The 21,006-nt window shown below is 66.6% G+C and carries 20 protein-coding genes; 2 read left to right on the forward strand and 18 right to left on the reverse strand.

The features are described 5' to 3' along the window. The 18 genes from QQK25_RS14115 to rpmH form a co-directional block, all read right to left on the reverse strand. The coding region (locus tag QQK25_RS14115) for a primosomal protein N' family DNA-binding protein (protein WP_498027233.1) at positions 1 to 454 on the reverse strand (454 nt) is incomplete at its 3' end. Positions 455 to 892: 438 nt separating this feature from the next. After that, positions 893 to 1,966: a uroporphyrinogen decarboxylase gene (hemE, locus tag QQK25_RS14120; protein ID WP_284188491.1), complete on the reverse strand. Its 1,074-nt coding sequence runs from the start codon at positions 1,964 to 1,966 to the stop codon at positions 893 to 895. Positions 1,967 to 2,113: 147 nt separating this feature from the next. Then, positions 2,114 to 3,571: a TrkH family potassium uptake protein gene (locus tag QQK25_RS14125; protein WP_284188492.1), complete on the reverse strand. Its 1,458-nt coding sequence runs from the start codon at positions 3,569 to 3,571 to the stop codon at positions 2,114 to 2,116. Then, on the reverse strand, positions 3,571 to 4,998 hold the full coding sequence (trkA, locus tag QQK25_RS14130) for a Trk system potassium transporter TrkA (protein ID WP_284188493.1): 1,428 nt from the start codon (positions 4,996 to 4,998) through the stop codon (positions 3,571 to 3,573). The genes QQK25_RS14125 and trkA overlap by 1 nt, the downstream gene beginning before the upstream one ends. Positions 4,999 to 5,052: 54 nt before the next feature. Continuing rightward, the gene (locus QQK25_RS14135; protein WP_284188494.1) at positions 5,053 to 6,303 is read right to left on the reverse strand and encodes a sigma-54-dependent transcriptional regulator; all 1,251 of its coding nucleotides are present in this window, start codon (positions 6,301 to 6,303) and stop codon (positions 5,053 to 5,055) included. After that, on the reverse strand, positions 6,296 to 8,422 hold the full coding sequence (locus QQK25_RS14140) for a sensor histidine kinase (protein WP_284188495.1): 2,127 nt from the start codon (positions 8,420 to 8,422) through the stop codon (positions 6,296 to 6,298). Before QQK25_RS14140 ends, QQK25_RS14135 begins: the two co-directional genes overlap by 8 nt. Then, positions 8,419 to 9,045: a DUF4390 domain-containing protein gene (locus tag QQK25_RS14145; RefSeq protein WP_284188496.1), complete on the reverse strand. Its 627-nt coding sequence runs from the start codon at positions 9,043 to 9,045 to the stop codon at positions 8,419 to 8,421. Before QQK25_RS14145 ends, QQK25_RS14140 begins: the two co-directional genes overlap by 4 nt. Beyond that, positions 9,005 to 10,333 (reverse strand): 16S rRNA (cytosine(967)-C(5))-methyltransferase RsmB, encoded by a 1,329-nt coding sequence (rsmB, locus tag QQK25_RS14150; RefSeq protein WP_284188497.1) that lies wholly within the window; start codon positions 10,331 to 10,333, stop codon positions 9,005 to 9,007. Before rsmB ends, QQK25_RS14145 begins: the two co-directional genes overlap by 41 nt. 4 nt (positions 10,334 to 10,337) lie before the next feature. Next, positions 10,338 to 11,201, reverse strand: coding sequence for a fused MFS/spermidine synthase (locus QQK25_RS14155; RefSeq protein WP_284188498.1), 864 nt, complete (start codon positions 11,199 to 11,201; stop codon positions 10,338 to 10,340). 27 nt (positions 11,202 to 11,228) lie between these two features. Further along, positions 11,229 to 11,993, reverse strand: coding sequence for a sulfite exporter TauE/SafE family protein (locus QQK25_RS14160; protein ID WP_284188519.1), 765 nt, complete (start codon positions 11,991 to 11,993; stop codon positions 11,229 to 11,231). A gap of 25 nt (positions 11,994 to 12,018) precedes the next feature. Beyond that, complete coding sequence (locus tag QQK25_RS14165) at positions 12,019 to 12,852, reverse strand: SIR2 family NAD-dependent protein deacylase (protein ID WP_284188499.1); 834 nt, start codon at positions 12,850 to 12,852, stop codon at positions 12,019 to 12,021. Then, positions 12,849 to 13,610 (reverse strand): trans-aconitate 2-methyltransferase, encoded by a 762-nt coding sequence (tam, locus tag QQK25_RS14170; RefSeq protein ID WP_284188500.1) that lies wholly within the window; start codon positions 13,608 to 13,610, stop codon positions 12,849 to 12,851. The genes QQK25_RS14165 and tam overlap by 4 nt, the downstream gene beginning before the upstream one ends. A gap of 118 nt (positions 13,611 to 13,728) precedes the next feature. Then, positions 13,729 to 13,935, reverse strand: coding sequence for a YMGG-like glycine zipper-containing protein (locus tag QQK25_RS14175; protein ID WP_284188501.1), 207 nt, complete (start codon positions 13,933 to 13,935; stop codon positions 13,729 to 13,731). 293 nt (positions 13,936 to 14,228) lie between these two features. Beyond that, entirely contained in the window at positions 14,229 to 15,575 is a 1,347-nt protein-coding gene (gene mnmE / locus QQK25_RS14180) for a tRNA uridine-5-carboxymethylaminomethyl(34) synthesis GTPase MnmE (RefSeq protein ID WP_284188502.1), read from the reverse strand. Then, positions 15,556 to 17,196 carry a membrane protein insertase YidC gene (gene yidC, locus QQK25_RS14185; RefSeq protein WP_284188503.1) on the reverse strand — a complete coding sequence of 547 codons (1,641 nt, stop codon included), beginning with the start codon at positions 17,194 to 17,196 and terminating at the stop codon, positions 15,556 to 15,558. Before yidC ends, mnmE begins: the two co-directional genes overlap by 20 nt. A 45-nt stretch (positions 17,197 to 17,241) precedes the next feature. After that, positions 17,242 to 17,451 carry a membrane protein insertion efficiency factor YidD gene (gene yidD / locus QQK25_RS14190; protein WP_153163502.1) on the reverse strand — a complete coding sequence of 70 codons (210 nt, stop codon included), beginning with the start codon at positions 17,449 to 17,451 and terminating at the stop codon, positions 17,242 to 17,244. Between the two features lie 10 nt (positions 17,452 to 17,461). Continuing rightward, positions 17,462 to 17,944: a ribonuclease P protein component gene (gene rnpA, locus QQK25_RS14195; protein ID WP_284188504.1), complete on the reverse strand. Its 483-nt coding sequence runs from the start codon at positions 17,942 to 17,944 to the stop codon at positions 17,462 to 17,464. Beyond that, positions 17,883 to 18,017, reverse strand: a complete 135-nt coding sequence (gene rpmH / locus QQK25_RS14200) for a 50S ribosomal protein L34 (protein WP_079434516.1) — start codon at positions 18,015 to 18,017, stop codon at positions 17,883 to 17,885. The genes rnpA and rpmH overlap by 62 nt, the downstream gene beginning before the upstream one ends. A gap of 273 nt (positions 18,018 to 18,290) precedes the next feature. Between rpmH and dnaA the strand changes: the two genes are divergently transcribed. Further along, complete coding sequence (gene dnaA / locus QQK25_RS14205) at positions 18,291 to 19,751, forward strand: chromosomal replication initiator protein DnaA (protein ID WP_284188505.1); 1,461 nt, start codon at positions 18,291 to 18,293, stop codon at positions 19,749 to 19,751. 78 nt (positions 19,752 to 19,829) lie between these two features. Next, positions 19,830 to 20,936: a DNA polymerase III subunit beta gene (gene dnaN / locus QQK25_RS14210; protein WP_284188506.1), complete on the forward strand. Its 1,107-nt coding sequence runs from the start codon at positions 19,830 to 19,832 to the stop codon at positions 20,934 to 20,936. Positions 20,937 to 21,006 lie beyond the last annotated feature (70 nt).

A 21,006-nucleotide genomic window follows, 5' to 3' on the forward strand; every position in this document is an offset into this window, starting at 1 on the left:
GCGGGCCGTGGGTGGTGATGTCACGCAGCAGGGCCAGGGCGCGGCTCTCGCGCTTGGTGGTGGCGAGGGCCTCGCGGCCGAGATCGGTGAGGTCGAGGAGCGGGTCGGCCTCGGCGCCGGCCACGGCGTCGGCCTTGCGCAGCCGCGGCGGCAGGGCCATCGCCACGACTTCGCCGAGCGGGTGCTGGTAGTAGCGGGCGGCGAAGTCGACCAGGGCCAGCCAGTCGGCGGGCAGGGCGGGGGCTTCGCGCTGGATGGCGATCACCGGCTTGAGGCGTTCGATGGGCAGATCGGCGGCGTCGGGCAGGTCGACGATCAGCCCGGTCTTCTCGCCCCGCCCGAAGGGCACCCGCACGCATCGCCCCAGATCCCCAGCCGTGACGTTTTCTGCCGTGTAATCAAAGCATTGGGGAAGCGGGACGGGAAGGGCGACGCGGACGATGGCGGGGCTCATGGCCTGGGATCTGCGGGTTTTTTAAGGTTTTTAATTAAATCAGTGACTTACAAAGTTTTGATAAGACCGAAGATCGGAAACATTTTTGAAACCCTTGGGGTCGCGGGGGTATTTTCCGTTGTCCACAAAATCTGTGGATAACTTTGTGGGAAATTTGGGTAAAGCCTCGCAAAACCCGCTGCCGGCAAGCCCTGGCCCTACTTTGCCTAAATCCGGGTCAAATAATTAAGTGTTTTAAAACAATGACTTAAATTTTAAGCCAGGTGCGTACGCTTGGGCTGCAACCTTTGTGAAACAAAAGGTGGCGCTGTGCACAAGTCAAGCCCTGAATTGCAAATTTAGTGCTTGACGGGCCGGTTTCCAGCGCCCCCGCATGCGGCGGGCGGAAACAAAATGGCCGGCGTCTGCCGGCCATTCCGGTGGAACGTCACAGTCGTCTCACGCGCCTTGCTGGCGCAGTTTGCGGCTGTGTTCGTGCACGGTGTTCACCAGCACCGTGACGTTCTCGGGCGGGGTGAACTGGGAGATGCCGTGGCCCAGGTTGAAGACGTGGCCGTTGTGGGGGCCGAAGGAATCGAGCACCTTTTTCGTCTCGGCGGCGACGGCTTCCGGGGTGCCGAACAGCACGGCCGGGTCGAGGTTGCCCTGCAGCGCAACCTTGTCGCCCACCAGCCGGCGGGCGGCGCCGATGTCCACCGTCCAGTCGAGGCCGACGGCATCCGCGCCGCTGTCGGCGATGTCGGCCAGCCACAGGCCGCCGCCCTTGGTGAAGACGATGCACGGGATCTTCTCGCCGTCCTTCTCGCGGGTGAGGCCGGCGACGATCTGGCGGGTGTAGGCGAGGGAGAATTCCTTGTAGGCGTCGTGGGCCAGCACGCCACCCCACGAGTCGAAGATCATCACGGCCTGGGCGCCGGCTTCGATCTGGGCGTTGAGGTAGGCGGTAACGGCCTTGGCGGTGACGCCGAGAATGTGGTGCATGAGATCGGGGCGGCTGTAGAGCAGCGCCTTGACCTTGCGGTAGTCGTCCGAGCCGCCGCCTTCGACCATGTAGCAGGCGAGCGTCCAGGGGCTGCCGGAGAAGCCGATCAGCGGCACGGAGTTATCCAGTGCGCGGCGGATCTCGGCGACGGCGTCCATCACGTAGCCGAGCTCGAGGTTGGGATCGGGCACGGCGAGGTTGCGGATCTCCCATTCTTCCTTCAGCGGACGCTCGAACTTGGGGCCTTCGCCTTCGGCGAAGTACAGGCCCAGGCCCATGGCGTCGGGCACGGTGAGGATGTCGGAGAAGAGGATCGCGGCGTCGAGGTTGTAGCGGGCGAGCGGCTGCAGGGTGACTTCGCAGGCGAGGCCGGGGTTCTTGCACAGGTCGAGGAAGCTGCCGGCGCGCTTGCGGGTCTCGCGGTACTCGGGCAGGTAGCGCCCGGCCTGGCGCATCAGCCACAGGGGGGTGTAGTCGGTGGGCTGGCGCAGCAGGGCGCGCAGGAAGGTATCGTTCTTCGGACGGCTCACTTGAAATCCTCGACAGGCAGGGGCCGCGCTAGGCGGCAAAGGCGGGATTATCCGCTTTTTTGGGGAGTGGGTAATGGGGAGTAGGGAGTGGGAGGTGGGGAGTGGGCGTGGGGTTGAACCCACTGCCGACTCCCCAATACCCATTCTCTATTTACGCCAGAACTGCGGGGTGAACACCACGGCGAGGGAGAGCACCTCGAGGCGGCCCAGGAGCATGGTGAAGCTGCACACCCATGTCTGGAAGTCGGTGAGCACGGCGTAGTTGGTGGCGGGGCCGACCTTGTTGAGGCCGGGGCCGGCGTTGTTGATGCTGGCGACGATGGCGCCCAGGGAGGTCATGAAATCCAGCCCCGATAGGATCATCACGAAGACCAGCATCACGACGCTCATGAAGTACAGGAAGATGAAGCCGAGGACGGCGATCACCACGTTGTTGGGGATGATGCCGCCGCCGACCTTGACCGGATTGACGATGGCCGGGTGGATGAGTCGGGTGAGCTCGCGGTTGGCCTGCTTGGCGAGGATGAGGGTGCGGATCATCTTGATGCCGCCGCCGGTGGAGCCGGAGCTGGCGGTGATGCACGACAGGAACAGCATCCACAGGGGCGCGAAGACCGGCCACTTGTCGAAATCCTGGCTGGCGAAGCCGCAGTCGGTGGCCATCGAGACGAGGTTGAAGCTGACGTGGCGGAGCGCGGTGGGGTAGTCCTCGTAGGTGCCTTCGAGCCACACGTAGAGCGCCACGCCGAAGCACGAGGCGACGATCAGCCCGACCACGCCGCGGGCCTCCACGTCCTGCCAGTACACCCGCAGATCGCGGCCGCGCAGGGCGATGAAGTGGGTGGCGAAGTTCATCGCGGCGATCACCATGAAGACGATCAGGATGAACTCGACCATCGGGTTGTCGAAGGCGCCGACGCTGGCGTCGCGGGTCGAGAAGCCGCCCAGGCCCAGCGCCGCGAAGGCGTGGCAGATGGCATCCAGCCACGACAGGCCGGCCCACCACAGGAGCAGGATGCAGGCGACGGTGATGAGGAAATACACCAGCCACAGGGCCTTGGCGGTGTCGGCGATGCGCGCGGTGAGCTTGGAATCCTTCATCGGGCCCGGGGTTTCGGCCTTGTAGAGCTGCATGCCGCCCACGCCCAGCAGCGGCAGCACGGCCACCGCCAGCACGATGATGCCCATCCCGCCCAGCCAGTTGAGCTCGTGCCGCCACAGGTTGATGGCGGGCGGCGCGTGGTCGAGGTCGGTCATGATCGTCGAGCCGGTGGTGGTGAGGCCCGACATGGTTTCGAAGAAGGCGTCGGTGAAGCTCATGGTGTCGTACACCAGGAGCAGCGGGATGGTGGCGATCGCCGCCATCAGCGCCCACACGGTGGACACCAGCAGGAAGCCGTCGCGGGGCTTGAGCTCGCGGTAGTGGGCGCGGGTGACGGCGTAGAGGATGAGGCCGCTGCCGAGGGAGATCACCATCGCGGCGACGAAGTCGGCGGTGGTGCCGTCGTCGAAGTAGATCGCCGCGGCGATGGGCATCAGGTAGGCGAAGCTGAAGATCGACAGCAGGCGACCGAGGACGTTGGCGACGGGCAGCAGGGCGTCCATCAGAAGAACCCCCAGCCGACCTGGAACAGCTTCTCGACCTTGGCGACGAGCTTCTTGCTGGTGCAGAAGATGATGACGTGGTCTTCGGCGCGGATCACGGTGTCGTGGTGGGCGATGATGACTTCGAAGATGGGCACCTCGTAGGGCACCAGCTCCTTGTATTCGGTGCGGCTCTGGCCGGTGTTGCGGACGATGGCGGCGATGGTGGCGCCGTCGGGCAGGTCGAGTTCGTCGACGCGCCGGCCGATCACCTTGCAGTGCTTGGCGTCGCCGTGGGCGACGATCTCCAGCGCCTCGGCGGCACCCCGGCGCAGGCTGTGCACGGCGGCCACGTCGCCGCGGCGGACCCGGGCGAGCAGCTGGCCGATGGAGGTCTGGGCCGGCGAGATGGCGATGTCGATGCGTCCGCCCTGCACCAGATCCACGTAGGACTTGCGGTTGATGAGCGCCAGGGTGCGCCGCGCGCCCATCTGCTTGGCCAGCGACGCGGACATGATGTTGTCTTCCTCGTCGTTGGTGAGGGCGAGGAACATGTCGGTCTCCTCGATGCTCTCGGCGTCGAGGAGGGCTTCGTCGGTGGCGTCGCCGCGCAGCACCAGGGTGCGTTCGAGCCCGGTGGCGAGGACCTCGGCGCGGCGCCGGTCGTGCTCGATGAGCTTCACGTGAACCGTCTTCTCGATGGCCTTGGCGAGGCGCATGCCGATGTTGCCGCCGCCGGCGATGATGACCCGGCGGATCGGGGTGTCCATCCGGCGCAGCTCGGACATCACCTTGCGGATGTGGGAGGTGGCGGCCAGGATGAAGACTTCATCGCCGCTTTCGATGACGGTGTCGCCATGGGGTGCGATGGGCTGCTCGCGGCGGAAGATGGCGGCCACCCGGGCGTCGATGGTGGGCAGGCGCAGGGGGATGGTCTTGAGGGGCTTGCCGACCAGCAGGCCGCCTTCGAAGGCGCGTACGGCGATCATCGTCACCATGCCGTCGGCGAACTCCAGCACCTGCAGGGCTTCGGGGAACTCGATCAGCTTGCGGATGTAGTCGGTGACGATCTGCTCGGGGCAGATGGAGTGGTCCACCGCGAAGTTGCTGTCGTCGAGGAGCTCCGGGTGGTCTTCGTAGTCCGCGGCGCGCAGGCGGGCGATGCGGGTGGGCACGTTGAAGAGGCTCTTGGCCACCCGGCAGGCACACAGGTTGGTCTGGTCCGACTGGGTGACGGCGATCAGCAGGTCGGCGTCACCGGCGCCGGCGGCGTCGAGGATCGAGGGCGACGCCCCGTTGCCCGGCACCACCCGCAGGTCGAGGCGCTCCTGCAGGGCGTTGAGGTGCTCGATGTTGCTGTCGACGACGGTAATGTCGTTGGCCTCGGAGACCAGACTTTCGGCCACGGAGGTGCCGACCTGGCCGGCGCCCAGGATGATGATCTTCATCGTTGTCTCCTCCCGGTGGGGGCCGGGACGTGTTGTTTTCCGTCAGGCAGCCGGTCAGCTGCCGTGCTCATCGTGACGCTTGCCGACGCTGATGCCCAGCTGCTTGAGCTTGCGGTACAGGTGGGTGCGTTCGAGGCCGGTCTTCTCGGCCAGGCGGGTCATGTTGCCGCCGTCGAGCTGCAGGTGGTGCTCGAAGTACAGGCGCTCGAAAATCTCGCGGGCTTCGCGCAGGGGCAGGTCGAGGGGCAGGCCGAGGGCGGAGGAGGGCGTCTTGCCGAGCAGGTGGGCGACGTCGTCCATCCCGATCTCCTCTTCAAGGGTGCCCAGCGCCAGGGATTTGACCGCGGCCTTGAGTTCGCCGTAGCCGCCGGGCCAGGCGCGGTTGCGCAGGGCGTTGAGGGCGGCGGAGGACAGACGGCGGGCGGGCACCTCGCTGGCTTCCACGTAATGGAGCAGGATCTGGCTGGCGATCTCGGGGATCTCGTCGCGGATCTCGCCGAGGGACGGCGGTGCGAGGGAGACCTCGAACAGGCGGGCCAGCACGCGCTCGTCCCAGCCGTGTTCGACGAGCTCTTCGGGGCGGTGCTCGGTGGCCACCACCAGGCTCTGGCCGTGGCGCTCCAGGCGGTCCATGGCGAAGACGAGGTTCTTCTGCTGGGGGCGCGACAGGTAGATCAGCTCGGGCACGTAGAGCAGGCCGTTGCGGGCGCCCTCGAGGGTGGCGAGCTCCAGCGGCTGGGACGACAGGGAAAGATCGAGCCAGGGCGTGCCGACCCGCTGGAGCGAGCGCGCACAGAGCTCGGCGAGGCTGCCGGGGCCGACGCGAAGCAGGATCACCCGCGATTTGTCGGCCATCTGCTCCAGGCGCTTCTTCAGGTCGCGCAGCGGCACCGAGCGGGAGAACGCGCCCAGGCCCAGGGGGCTGGGGGCGTTGGCCGGCTTGATGCGGGCGAGGCCGCGCTTCACCGCGGCGAGGAGCTTCTGCAGGGCGATGGGCTTTTCGAGGAACTCCATCGCGCCGATGCGGGTGGCTTCGACGGCGGTGTCGATGGTGCCGTGGCCGGACATCATCACCACGGGCATGGTGAGCTGGCCGTTGGCCGACCATTCCTTGAGCAGACTGACGCCGTCGGTGTCGGGCATCCAGATGTCGAGCAGCACGAGATCCGGCCGGGCGGCGTTGCGGGCGGCCCGGGCGGCGGCGGCGTTTTCGGCCAGCACGATGTCGTGCCCTTCGTCGCGGAGGATCTCGGACAGGAGTTCGCGGATGCCGACTTCGTCGTCAACGATGAGAATTTTAGCCATGGGCTGGTGACTCTGTTTGAGGGGCGCTGCGCAGGCGGATGCGGATTTCCGCTCCACCGGTTTCTCGATTGGCGAGACGAATCTCGCCGTCGTGTTCGTCGATTATTTTTTTGACGATGGCCAGGCCGAGGCCGGTGCCGCGGGCCTTGGTGGTCACGTAGGGTTCGAAGGCTCGGGACAGGATCTCGGGCGGGAAGCCCTGGCCGTTGTCGCGCAGGATCAAGTCTACCCGCCGGGCATCGGATCGCGTCAACAGCCAGATTTCGGGCGAGTCGCTGTCGGAGAGGGCGTCCTCGGCGTTCTGCAGCAGGTTGTGGATGACCTGCCGGAGCTGGCTGGCGTCGCCCATCACGGGCGGGGTTTCGGCAGCGAGTTCGGCGTGGATCATCACCCGCGAGCCGTCGTAGAGGGCCAGCACGTCGCGCACCAGGGCGTTCAGGTCCACCGGCGCCATCACCGGGGTGGGCAGGCGGGCGTAGTCGCGGAAGGCGTTGACCAGGTTCTTCATCGCCTCGACTTGATTGACGATGGTGGTGGTGGAGCGTTCGAGCATGCTCCGGCCTTCTTCGTCGAGGCGGTCGGCGAGCTTGAACTGGAGGCGCTCGGCGGAGAGCTGGATCGGGGTGAGCGGGTTCTTGATCTCGTGGGCGAGCCGGCGGGCGACCTCGGCCCAGGCGGCGTTGCGCTGGGCGGCGATGAGCTGGGTGATGTCGTCGAAGACCACCACGAAGCCGCCGCCGGTGCTCTCGGGCAGGCGGGTGCCGTGGAGGAGGAGCGTCTGGGTGCTGCCGTCGGGGTTGGAGAATTCGATCTGGCGGTTCCAGTCGTCCTCGGTGCCCTCGAAGCCGGCCACCAGCGCGTCGCGGAAGGCGGCGTGGGTGTTCCAGTCGTGGACGCGCAGGCGCTCGTAGTCCTGCAGCTCGTCGTTGAGAATGGTCATCGCGCCGTGGTTGGCGGCGCGCAGGTGGCCGTCCGGCGAGAAGGCCAGTACGCCCGCCGAGAGGTTGGCGAGGACGCTCTCGAGATAGGCCCGGTTGCGTTCGACGGCGGCGCGGTTGGCTTCGGCCTGGGCGCGGGCGTCCTGCAGCTGGCGGGTCATCTGGTTGAAGGACTGGGTGAGCACGCCGAGTTCGTCCCGGGCGGGCAGGGCCTGGCGGGGCGAGAAGTCGCCGGCGGCGACGGCCTGGGTGCCTTCGGCCAGGATGAACAGCGGCGCGGCGAGGCGCCGGGTGAGCACGAAGGCGACCGCCACCGCGGCGAACAGGGCCAGCAGCAGGGTGAGCGTCAGGGTGAGGGTGTAGATGCGCTTGAGGCCGTTGCGGGCGACGGAGAGCTCCTGATAATCCCGGTGCACCGTCTCGACGCTGTCGGCGTGCATCGCGAAGGATCTGGGCACCTGCTGGGTGACCTGCAGGAGCTGGGGCTCGATCAGGCGCCGGGACGGGATGGGCACGATCACCCGTAGCACCAGACCTTCGGCGCCGTGGCCCTCGGCGGCCCGGTAGCCGGATGTCTGCCGGCCCTGGCGGAGTTGAGCGGTGGTGGGCTGTTCGGGGATCAGGGTGCCGAGCTCGGTTTCGGCGGTGGCGACGATCTTGCCCGTGGGCGAGAACACCGTGGCCGATTCGACGTTGGCCTGTTCGCGCAGGCGATTGAGGAGCGGGGAGCGGACCTGGGGCGCCAGCTCGAGCTCGATGGCCATCTGGTCGGCCTTGGTGGCGAGCTGGTCGAGGAGGATGTCGAGGGTTGCCCGGCCCAGCTGCAGGCCGCTTTCGAGGGCCGCATCCACCCGTACGTTGAACCACGACTCGATGCTCTTCACCGCAAACTGCAGCGACACCGCATACACCAGCGCACCGGGAACCACTGCCATCGCGGCGAAGATCGCCATCAGGCGCAGCTTGAGCCGGGAGCCGAAGCGGCGGGCCTTGTACTCCAGCCACAGGCTGCGCAGCTGGACGAACACCAGCCCGGCGAGCACCAGCGCGATGATGCCGTTGAGGCCGATCAGCAGGGTGTAGTTGCGGGCGAAGAGGGGCGTGTTGGCGCTGGCCGTGGCGAGCAGGAACAGCAGGATGCCGGAGATCGCCGCGCAGACGATGAGGACAGTGGGTCTCATTTGCTGTCGCGGGTGGGGGGCATGAAGGTCCACCGATACCAGTCGGAGGCGAGGTTCCAGTCCTTGCGGCCGAGGGCGCTGACCTGCAGCGGCTTGGGCAGCTCACCCACGTCCAGCCGGAAACGCAGGGCGGCGTTGTAGCTGCGCCCGATCTTCAGGGCCCCCTTGTCGGCGATGCCCCAGTTGCGGATGCGCAGCATGGTGCGCATGGCTTCGTCGAGGCTGGTGAAGTTCTGGTGGAGCGCGCCGGTGGTGAGGCGGTACTGGCGGGTGAGCGACTGGTAGGACAGCCGGTAGGTGAGGGAGCGGGTGATGATCTCCTCGTCCAGCCAGTACCAGCGGGGGGCGGTGAGTTCGAATTCGGTGATGAAGTACAGCGACACGCCCCGGCCGACCACGTCGGCCAGCAGTGGGGTGAGTTCGGCGACGACGTCGGCGTTGAGGATGTACTGGTCGTCGCTGGGCTGCAGGACGATGTTGCGGATCTCGGCCTCGGCGGCAAGCGCCGGCCCGGCACCAGCGCCCAGCCCGGTGACGAGGCCGGCCGCGAGCAGACCCCTCAGCCAGCGCCGGCGGAGGCGATCAGGCGGCTTTCTCGAGGAGCGCGTAGAAGAATCCGTCATGGTCGGTGCAAGGCAGGTACTGGCAGTCGAGCTGTCCGCCAATGGGCAGGCGGCGGCAATCGGGATGGCGGGCGGCGAAGGCGGCGATCTGCTCCCCGTTCTCTTCGGCAAACACCGAGCAGGTGGCATAGAGCATTTTGCCACCCGGCGCGAGGACTCGCCACAGGGCTTCGAGGATCTCGGCCTGCTGGGATGCAAAGCGGGCGATGTCGCCGCCGCGGCGCAGCCACTTGATGTCCGGGTTGCGGCGCACCACGCCGGAGGCGGAGCAGGGCACGTCGGCGAGGATGCGGTCGAAGGGACGGCCGTCCCACCAGGCATCGAGGTTGCGGCAGTCGGCGGCCTTGACGGTGGCGGACAGGCCCAGGCGGGTGAGGTTCTCGCTGATGCGCCGGGTGCGGCTGGCGTCGGTATCGAGGGCGGTGAGCTCCACGTCGGCGAGTTCGAGGATGTGGCAGGTCTTGCTGCCGGGGGCGGCGCAGGCGTCGAGCACGCGCTGGCCGTCATCCACATCCAGGTGCTGGGCGGCGAACTGGGCGCCCGCATCCTGCACGCTGAGGCAGCCTTCCGCAAAGCCCGGCAGGCGGCCGACGGGCACCGGCTTTTCGAGGATCAGGGTGCCGTTGGCGAGCACGCGCACCGGCAGATTGGCGTCGGCAAAGCTCTCCAGCACCTCGTCGCGGGAGCTGCGCAACGAATTGACGCGCAGGGCCATCGGCGGGTGAGTGTTGCCGGCGACGAGGATGGCACGCCAGTCCTTGGGGTATTGGGTTTTCAGGCGACGGATCCACCAGGGCGGGTGGCGGTGCTCGGCGACCATGTCGGCGTCGGCGGCTGCGCGCAGCTCGGTGGCCTGGCGCAGGGCGTTGCGCAGCACGCCGTTGGCGACGCCCTTGAACTTGCCTTCGAGCAGCGTGGCGGCGGCTTCGACAGCCTGGTCGACGGTGGTGTGGGCGGTGTCCGGACGGGTGTCGAGGCGGTGCAGGGCGACGCGCAGCAGCGACTGGACGGGCTCGGGCAGGGGATTCTGCAGGAGCTGGTCGAGGATGAAATCCTGCCGGCCGTAGTCGCGCAGGGTGCCGTAGGCGAGGTCGAGGATCGCGCCGCGGACGCCCGGCGGGGTGTCGGGACGGCGGGCCCACAGGGTGGCCAGGGCGTCGGTGAGGGTGAGCCCGCCCACGACGTCGGCAATGAGCCCGGCGGCGGTGACGAGGGCGTAGGCCAGGCTGTCTTCAGGCAGGCGGGACGGGGCCGCGACGAGACGGCGGCTGCGGGGTTGGTCGGTCATGGTGTCAGGTGAGGCTGTCGAGCACGTAATTGGGCAGGGCGCTGCAGGCGAGGTGCAGGGCCGGATTGTAGTAGCGCAGGCCGGTGATGCGTCGGGCCGCGAGGCGCTCGGTGAGCGTGGCGAGATCGGCATCCGGCGCCGGGGTGTTGCGCGCCCGGGCGAGGAGCCAGGGGCCACCGTAAAGGGGTACGTCGATCAGGGCTGGCGTCGGGGTGGCAAACACATCCTTGAGCCGCTGGAACACCGTCGTCACCTGCTGGCGCTGGTGAAAGGGCGATCCGAGCTGGACGTGGACGATACCTTGCCCGGTCAGGCTTGCGGCACAGATTCGCAGAAAATTGTCGCTGTGCAGGTGGGCGCAGGCGGGATGATCGGACTGGGTGAGGTCGAACAGGATCAGGTCGAAACGCTCGCCGGCTGCGTGGCAGGCGGTGAGGGTTGCCGCTGCGTCGCCAAACAGGAGGCGCACACGGGCGTCATCGAAGGCGCCAGCGGGGAGCGACGGCAGCTGCGTGGCAATGGTATCGACCACCGCAGGGTCGAGTTCGGCGATGGTGACGTGGCTGATGGATGGATGCTTGAGCAGCTCCCGCGTGCTGCCGCCGTCGCCGCCGCCCAGCACGATTGCCCGCTGGGGTGCCGGATGGCTGAGGGCTGCCAAGTGGACAAGGCTCTCGTGGATGATGAACTCGTCGGCCTGGGAGGCCATGGCGTCGCCATCCAGCGTATAGAGCTTGCCGAAGCTCGTGGTCGATTCGACCGAGATGTGCTGGAGCGGGCTGGTGTGTTCGATAGCGGGTGCAGCGCGAACGACGTGGAGCGCGGCGTCGTCGGACAGGGGGAGGGCGATCGTCGGCAAGTGTTTCACGTGAAACAGCCTCCTCTGCAGGGGTGTTCAGCCCAGGAATGTATCGGCGCTAAAGCGCAGGATCAGTATCACCACGACAACCAGAAACGCCTTGCGGATGAACGCCGCGCCGTGGCGGAGCGCGAGGGCAGTGCCGACCCTGGAGCCGAGCAGGTTGCAGGCCGCCATCACCGCCGCGACTTTCCAGAATACCGCGCCTGTGCCCACAAAGAAGGCGATTGCAGCGAGGTTGGTGGCGACGTTGACGATCTTCGCTGATACCGAGGCGAGCAGGAAGTCCATCCCCAGCAAACGAATGAAAAGAAAGATCAGAAAGCTGCCGGTGCCTGGGCCGAAGAATCCGTCGTAGAAACCGACGGTGCTGCCGATCGCGAGGGCGCGGATAGCGGGTTGGGCATCATGAGCCAGCACGCGCCTCTGGACGCCGAAATCCTTGCGCATGAAAGTGTAGGTCGCGACGGCGATCAGTAGCACGAGGATGAGCGGACGCAGGGCCTCAGGCGGAAAGAGCACCACTGCCCTGGCGCCAAACCATGATCCGATTGCAGCAGCGATAGCCGCAGGAGCGGCAATCTGCCAGGGAATCACGACCCTGCGGCTGTACTGGAGTGCGGCGCTGGCCGTGCCCACCACGCTGGCGAGTTTGTTGGTGCCAAACAGCGTGGCGGCGCCGGCTTGGGGAAAGGTGGAGAAGAGCAGGGGGATCTGGATCAGACCGCCGCCACCGACGACGGCATCCACCAGCCCGGCGCAGAACGCGCCGATACCGAGGAGCAGGAACGGGAGTTCGATCACTGCTGTTTCACGTGAAACAAGCTCAGGGGAAGAGAAAACCCTGGGCAAGTAGCGCCGCGTGGATACCGGAGAGTGCTTCGAGTCCGCCGCAGGCCAGGCTCACGCCGCGGCCCGGGATGTCGGGCTCGGTCGGGTTGATGCGGATCAGCGGCACGCCGAGGGTCTCGCTGAACCAGCGAACCGTCGGCACGTGGCTGCCGGCACCGATCTCGATCACCACCGGACGGGCCGTGGTGTGGAGCCAGGTTTCCAGGCGTTGGCGCTGGCCGGTAGTGCGGCGCCCGAGCCATCCCCAGTCGCCGAACATCAGCACGTTGGGCCGCATCAACCCCCGGCAGGTGGGGCAGCGGGGCAGGGGAGAGCGGAGCAGGCAGGCGCTGTCGTCTACCTCCGGCGAGAAGTTGTTGGCAGGGACGATGGCTTCGCCGCAGCCGTTCATGCACTGGAGGTGATGGATGGATCCATGGACTTCGCAGATGCGATCTTCTCCGAAACCTGCGCACTGGAACTGGCCATCCACGTTGGAGGTGAACACGAAGCTGCCGCCGGGCAAGGCCGCGCTGATCTGCCTGAGCATGGAGAAGCCGGGGTGCGGGCGGGTGCGCCGGTAGAGGTTGAGACGGTGACCGTAGAAGCCCCAGGCCAGGGTCGGGGTGCGCGAGAAGGCGTCGGGGCTGGCGATTTCCTCGAAGGCGATGCGGGCTTCGGCGAGGGCTGGATAGGCGCGCCAGAAGCCGGTATTGCCGCGGAAGTCCGGCAGTCCGGAATCCACGCCCATGCCGGCGCCAGCGGCGATGATGAGGGCGTCCGCACCGGCGATGAGGCGGGCGGCTTCGGTGAACAGGGGGTCGGTCATGCCTGGGCGATGATGAAGATGCGGCGGAATGGGAACAGCACGGTGCCGTCGGCGTCGGCCGGATAGGCCGCAGCGAGGCGTGGGCCGAGCTCGGCGAGAAAGGTGGCCTGGCTGGCTTCGTCGAGGCGCGAGAGGTAAGGCACGAGGGTCGTGCCTCTGAGCCAGTCGAGCACAGGGTGCTCGCCCTGCATGGCCTGCCAGTAGATGGTTTCCCACAGGAAGAGGCGGCTGCAACGGGGGGAGAGGATTCGGTGGTAGTCCGCCATGGGGAGCACCGCGCCCATGCGCGCATCGCCCAGGCGATCGGCCCACGCTGGCGCGGCGGCCTGTTCGCGGATCAACCGGTGGGACGGCGCCTCGAAGTTGCCGGGCATCTGCACGGCCAGCACGCCACCGGGCGCGAGCTGGTCGAGGAGGCGGGGGAACAGCGTCGCATGGTCGCCCACCCAGTGCAGGGCGGCGTTGGAAAACAGCAGATCGAGGGGGTCTTCCGGCGCCCAGCTCTCGACTCCGGCCAGTTCGAAGCGGGCTTCGGGCAGGGCGGCGCGGGCGCGCTCGAGCATCTCGGGTGAGCTGTCCAGTCCGGTGATCTGGGCGCCGGGCCAGCGGCTGGCGAGGAGGCGTGTGACGTTGCCTGCGCCGCATCCGAGGTCGACGACCTGGACGGGCTGGGCGAGGGGAATTCGGGCAAGCAGGTCGACCGCCGGACGCAGGCGTTCGTCGGAGAACTGCAGGTAGCGGTCGGGGTTCCAGGTCATCGCAGATCCTCCATTCGAGAGGATCCTATTGTGAACCAAGCCGGAACGCCTGCGAAAAAAGAAGGCCCGGCGTCAGCCGGGCCAAACAGGGAGTAGGGAATGCAGGATGCGCGGCGGCTTACTTCTTGATCTGGTTGCCGATGACCCCGCCGACAGCCGCGCCACCGACGGTGCCCACCGAGCTGCCACCCGTCAGGACGGAGCCGGCGACGCCGCCGACTGCTGCGCCGATGGCTGTGTTGCGTTGTTGGGGCGACATGTTGGCGCAGCCGGAAAAAGTGAGGGCGGCGGCAACGGCGGCGAGACCTGCGGTGATTCTTTTCATGATGTGCTCCTTCACGCTAAGCCCACGCAGGGTGGGATGTGATCTCAGTCTGGCTTTTGAGCGTTCCGGCGGCTGTAGGGCAGGACGGATGCTTTCGTGGGAATCGGCTGACAGCCGGGGGCGCGGTGCCCGTGTGCAAGTGAAAGTCACTGTATCCGGGATCCCGCATCCGGGCTGTAACGAGTCGTGTGGTTTTGTAAGCAGTGCCGCGAGGTGCGGTGCCGATTCGGCTGGGCAACAAAAAGCCCGCGCTGTGGCGGGCTTGGGTCTGGGGCTGCGCGGTTGGGGCCGGCTTACTTGCCGATGCAGAACCGCGAGAAGATCACCCCCAGCAGATCGTCGGGAGTGAACTCGCCGGTGATCTCGTTCACCGCTTCCTGGGCGAGGCGGAGTTCCTCGGCCATCAGTTCGAGGGCGTGGCGGTTGTCGAGGGCGCGGTGGATGCAGGCGAGGGCTTCGCGCAGGGCGATGAGGTGGCGTTCGCGGGCGAGGATGATGTCTTCGCCGTGGCGATGCCAGCCGGCCACGCGGAGCAGTTCGGCCCGCAGCAGCTCAATGCCCTGGCCGGCCTTGGCGGAGAGATACAGGCTCACGGCGCCGTCGGCGTCCACCCGCTTGGCGTCGTGGCCAGCGAGGTCCACCTTGTTGAAGACGGTGATGCGCTCGACGCCGGCGGGGAGGCGGGCGTCGATGGCGGCGTCGGCATCGGTGAGGCCGGCGCGCACGTCCACCAGCCGCACGATCACGTCGGCGCGTTCGATCTCCTGCCAGGTGCGGGCGATGCCGATTTTCTCCACTTCGTCGGTGGTGTCACGCAGGCCGGCGGTGTCGGTGATGTGGAGCGGGATGCCTTCGATCTGGATGGTTTCGCGCAGGGCGTCGCGGGTGGTGCCGGCGATGTCGGTGACGATGGCGCGCTCTTCGCCGGCGAGGCGGTTGAGCAGGCTGGACTTGCCGACATTGGGCTGGCCGACGAGCACCACGTGCAGGCCGCTGCGCAGCAGGCTGCCCTGGCGGGCGCGGTCGAGGAGGGCTTCGAGTTCGCTGGCGATGGTCTGGATGCGTTCGAGCGCTCGGGCTTCGGCGAGGAAGTCCACGTCTTCATCGGGGAAATCCAGCGTGGCCTCGACGAGCATGCGCAGGTCGATCAAACGCTCGACGATGCCGTGGACTTCCTTCGAGAAGCTGCCGGTGAGGGAGCGCACGGCCGAGCGGGCGGCGGCGGCGGTGGAGGCTTCGATGAGGTCGGCGACGCTTTCGGCCTGGGCCAGGTCGAGCTTGCCGTTGAGGAAGGCGCGGCGGGTGAACTCGCCGGGCTCGGCCAGTCGGGCGCCGAGCTCGAGGCAGCGGGCCAGCAGCAACTGCATGACCACTGGGCCACCGTGGCCCTGGAGTTCGATGACGTCTTCGCCGGTGAAGGAGTTGGGCGCCGGGAAGTAGAGGAGGAGGCCTTCGTCGATAAGCCCGTCATCCGCGCTGCGAAAGCGGGTGAAACAGGCCACGCGCGCCTCGGGCACCTTGCCGCCGAGGGTGGCGGCAAGGGCGGAGAGATTCGGCCCGGAAATCCGGACCACCCCGATGCCACCGCGCCCGGGGGCGGTGGCAATCGCGGCGATGACGTCACTCGGCGGTCTTGCCACCGGCTTCGATCATCCGGTTGATCTGCCATTGCTGGAGGATCGACAGGGTGTTGTTGACCACCCAGTAGAGCACCAGACCGGCCGGGAACCACAGGAACATGAAGGTGAAGAGGATGGGCATCATCATCATCACCTTGGCCTGGATCGGATCGGGCGGAGCCGGGTTGAGCTTGGTCTGGATGAAGCTGGTGGCGCCCATGATGAGCGGCAGGATGTAGTACGGATCCTGCACCGACAGATCCTGGATCCAGCCCAGCCACGGCGCGCCGCGCATCTCGACGACGCCCAGCAGCACCCAGTAGAGGGCGATGAACACCGGAATCTGGATCAGGATCGGCAGACAGCCACCCAGCGGATTGACCTTCTCGCGCTTGTAGAGATCCATCATCGCCTGCTGCAGCTTCATCTTGTCGTCGCCGTACTGCTCCTTCATGCGCTGCAGGCGCGGGCCGAGGGTCTTCATCTTGGCCATCGACTTGTAGCTGGCGGCGGACAGCGGGAAGAACACCGCCTTCAGCGCGATGGTGACGAGGATGATGGCCCAGCCCCAGTTGCCGGTGAGCTTGTGGAACCACTCGAGCACCCAGAACAGCGGCGCGGCGATGATGGTGAGCCAGCCGTAGTCCACCACCAGGTCGAAGCCCTTGGCGAACTGCTCGAGGCGGGACTGCTCCTGCGGGCCGGCGTACAGCGGCACTTCGAGCTTGGCGGTCTGGCCCGGGGCGATGGCGGCCACCGGCAGGATCACGCCGGCGGAGTACAGATCGGAACTGACCTGATTGGCGAAGAACTCGCGCTCGCCCGAAGCGGGCGCCCAGCCGGCGACGAAGTAGTGCTGAACCATTGCGGCCCAGCCATCGGCAGACTTGGTGACGAACTTGGCCTTCTTGGCGGCGACGTCCTCGAAGCTGACCTTCTGGTACTTCTCGGCTTCGGTGTAGAACGCCGGGCCGGTGAAGGTCTGGACGCCGAAGCCGCCGGGCTGCTCGGCCGGCTTGCCGTCACGGGTGAACTGGAAGTAGGCGTGGGGCGCGATGGGTGCGCCGCTGCCGTTGGTGATCTCGTAGCTCACCTCGGCCTGGTAGCTGCCCCGGTGGAAGGTGATCAGCTTGGCAACCTTGATGCCGTCGGCGGTGGCCGGGGCGTCGAGGCGCAGGGTGACCGCATCCTGGCCGTCCTTCAGTTCGAGGTTCTGGGCACCGAGGCTGAAAAGGGTCTTGTGGGTGGGCAGGCCGTTGCCGATCAGGCCGGTCTGGGCGGCGTAGTTGTGCTTCTCGCCGTTGTCGAAGAGCACGTAGTTGCGGCTGCGGTCTTCGGTGGCCTTGTGCTGGGTGAGCTCGAGCCGGACGATGTCGCCGCCCTGGGCCGAGATCTCGGCGACCAGGATGTCGGTGCGGACGACGGCCTTCGGTGCTGCTGCGGCGGCGGGCGTCGCGGCAGGCTGACCCGGCACCGCGGCGGCTGCGCCGGCGGTGGCCGATGGCGTCGGAGTCGGCACGCCGGCCGTCTGGCTGGCGGCGGGGGCTTCCACCTTGGGATGGTTGTGCTTCTGCCAGCCGTCCCAAAGCATGACCAGGGAGAAGGAGAAGACGAGAAGGAGGATCAGGCGACGGTTATCCATCGGAGTATGAGTCAGGAAGGGTTGGGCGGAGAGCGGTGGCGGGGCTCAGGGTACGGGATCGTAGCCGCCGCCACTGAACGGATGGCAGCGGCACACACGTCGTGTCGCAAGCCAGCCGCCCTTGAGCGCGCCGTGGCGTTCGACGGCCTCGAGGGCGTATTCGGAGCAGGACGGCACGAAGCGGCAGTTGCGTCCGAGCATCGGGCTGACGGCGTAACGATAGCAGCGCAGCAGGGCGAGGAGGACGGCTTTCACGGCGCTGCCTTCATTTGCGGGGCAGGCGCCCCAGCAGACCGATCATCTCGTCGCGCATCGCACGCCTCGTCACGTTGTCGAGCTTGGCCGACAATCGTAACACCAGATCGTAGGGCGGCAAGCTTGCACGGGCGTGACGGAACACGTCGCGCCCGATGCGCTTGACGAGATTGCGCTGGACCGCCCGTTTGGCAAGCTTCTTTGCGACGACCAGGCCAAGGCGCGGCGTCCCGTCCGGGTTTGGACAGTAGTGCAGCGCGAAGTGGGAACCGCGAAGCACCCGCCGAAAAGCAAAAACGGATGAAAATTCATCCGTTTTGTGCAGTCGCAATGACGTGTCGAAGCCGAATCCTGCCGGGTTTGAATCTTCCGCTGCCGCATGGTTGCAGGCGGTGGAAGCTGCCGCGGTGGCCAGGCTTGCCTCGGCGGCCTTAGACGGCGAGACGATGACGGCCCTTGGCGCGACGAGCGGCGATGACCTTGCGACCGCCACGGGTGGCCATGCGGACCAGGAAGCCGTGGGTGCGCTTGCGACGGACGACGGACGGTTGGTAGGTGCGTTTCATTTTGCGTGCCCGGAAAGTTGAGTCAAACGCGTAATTTCATACGTTAACCCTCTGTTTGTCAAGTAGGTTTTGCGGGGTCTTGTCTGGGGTGGGCTGCGGAGGGTGGTTTTGCGGGCCCGCAAGCTGTGGATAACTTTTCTGTCCACAGGTACAATACGCGTTTGGCCCGGCGACTTTGCGCGCTGCTGTGGCCGGCTCCGGAAACCACCCGGGGTTCCATCAAGAACGAGAAACGGCGCGCATCCTGCCGTCGAACCAGTCCACCCGTACATCGTGTCAGAAGCCTCATCACAGTCCCAGTGCGCCGCGTTCTGGACGCATTGCCTGAGCTGCCTGGAGCAGGAGTTGCCCGCCCAGCAGTTCAAGACCTGGATACTTCCCCTGCGCGTTGAAGAACTGCAAGGCGAGGACCTGGCCGGTGTGCGTCTGGTCGCCCCGTCCAACTTCCATCGCCAGTGGCTGCGTGATCGCTACCTGCGGCGCATCGAGGAGCTGGGCGAAGAATACTTCGGCGGTATCCCGACGATCGAGGTCGGCCTGGCGCCGGCCGGCGGTCCGCGCCGTGCAGCATCTCCCCCGCCGTCGATGGCTTCGGCGGCGCCTGCCGCTACCGCTGCTGCGCCCGCTGCAATGCCGGCCCCCGCCGCGCCCGCACCGGTCGCCCGTCCGGTGATGCCCGAAGCGCCGGTGAGCATCGAGGCGGCCAATTACGACAAGTCCCGTCTCAACCCCGATTTCACCTTCGACACTCTCGTCACCGGCCGCGCGAATGACCTCGCCCGTGCCGCGGCGCTGCAGGTCGCCCAGAACCCGGGCGTTTCGTACAACCCGCTGTTCATCTATGGCGGCGTGGGCCTCGGCAAGACCCACTTGATCCACGCGCTGGGCAACTACGTCTTCAAGCACGATCCGCGCAAGGTGATCCGCTACGTGCACGCCGAGGACTACTACGCCGACGTGGTGCGCGCCTACCAGCAAAAATCCTTCGACGTCTTCAAGCGCTATTACCGCTCGCTGGACGTGCTGATCATCGACGACATCCAGTTCTTCAATAACAAGAACCGGACGCAGGAAGAGTTCTTCCACGCCTTCAACGCCCTCACCGAGGCCAAGAAGCAGATCATCATCACCAGCGACACCTACCCGAAGGACGTTCAGGGCCTCGAGGATCGCCTGATCTCCCGCTTCGACTGGGGCCTGACGGTGCAGATCGAGCCGCCCGAGCTCGAGATGCGGGTCGCCATCCTTAAAAAGAAGGCCGAGGTCGAGCGCATCCAGCTCGACGACGACGTGGCCTTCCTGATCGCCAAGAACCTGCGCTCCAACGTGCGCGAGCTCGAAGGCGCCCTTAAAAAGGTGCTTGCCTTCGCCCGCTTCCACGGCCGCGAGGTGACGCTCGAAGTGGCCAAGGAGGCCCTGAAGGATCTCCTCAACGCCCACAACCGCCAGCTCACCGCCGAGTTCATTCAAAAGACGGTCGCCGACTACTACAAGATCAAGGTCGCCGACATGCACTCGAAGAAGCGCACCCGCGTGATCGCCCGTCCGCGCCAGGTGGCGATGTTCCTCGCCAAGGATCTGACGCCCATGAGCCTGCCCGCCATCGGCGAAGCCTTCGGCGGCCGCGACCACACCACGGTGCTGCACGCCTGCCGAACCATCGCCGAGCTGCGCCTGTCCGATACCCAGCTCAACCACGACCTGCACGTGCTCACCCAGGTGCTGCGTGGCTGAAACCTGAATTCGCCATGATTGAGATGCCGGCCCGCCTAACCTCCCCGGCCCTGAACAACGATACGGAGACCTGACCACATGCTGCTCTTCACCGCGCCCCGCGATGCCCTCCTCGTCCCGCTGCAATCGGTGTCCGGCATCGTCGAAAAACGCCACACCCTGCCCATCCTCTCGAACGTCCTCATCGAGAAGAAGGGTGACGCGCTGACCCTGCTGGTCACCGACATCGAAATCCAGATCCGCAACAGCACCACCGCCGCCCTCGGCACCGAAGACGTGGCCATCACCGTTGGCGCCCGCAAGCTGCAGGACATCCTGCGCGCCCTGCCCGACACCGCCGACGTCAGCCTCACCCTCGACGACAAGCGCATCACCCTCAAGGCCGGCAAGAGCCGCTTCCAGCTCCAGACGCTGCCCGCCGCCGACTACCCGCGCCTGTCCCCGCCCGAAGGCGAAGGCATCAGCTTCACCACCACGCAAAAAGCCTTCAAGAAGCAGCTCGCGCTGGTGCAGTACGCCATGGCCCAGCAGGACATCCGCTACTACCTCAACGGCCTCTTGCTGGTGGTCGCCGGCAACCTGCTGCGGATGGTCGCCACCGATGGTCACCGCCTCGCCTACGCGGCGTCCCCGCTGGTGGGCGATTACGCCCGCACCGACGTGATCCTGCCCCGTAAAACGGTGGTCGAACTGGCCCGCCAGCTCGCCGATTCCGACGATCCCCTCGAAGTCACCCTGGTGGGCAATCAGATCGTCTTCCGCTTCGGCAACATCGAGCTCATCTCCAAGCTCATCGACGGCAAGTTCCCCGACTACGAGCGCGTCATCCCCCAAGGCCACCCCAAGCTGGTCAAGGCCAGCCGCCTGGCCCTGCTGCAGGCCCTGCAGCGCGCGGCGATCCTCACCAACGAGAAGTTCCGCGGCGTGCGCCTGATGCTCTCCGAAGGCAGCCTCAAGCTGGTGTCCACCAACGCCGAGCAGGAAGAAGCCCAGGAAGAACTCGAAGTCGATTACAGCGGCGATTCGCTGGACATCGGCTTCAACGTCACCTATCTCCTCGACGTGCTCACCAACGTCGCCGCCAACGAGATCGAGATCCGCTTCAACGACAGCAACGCCAGCGCCCTCTTTGGCCTCGCCGACAACGCCGATTTCAAGTACGTAGTCATGCCCATGCGGATCTGATCCACCGCCTGCTGTCTGTCTGCCAGGCCCCGCAAGGGGCCGTCCAAGCTGTACCTGAAGAACCGAGAAC

It is taken from the genome of Zoogloea oryzae (assembly GCF_030161255.1).
GTDB classification, from domain to species: domain Bacteria; phylum Pseudomonadota; class Gammaproteobacteria; order Burkholderiales; family Rhodocyclaceae; genus Zoogloea; species Zoogloea oryzae.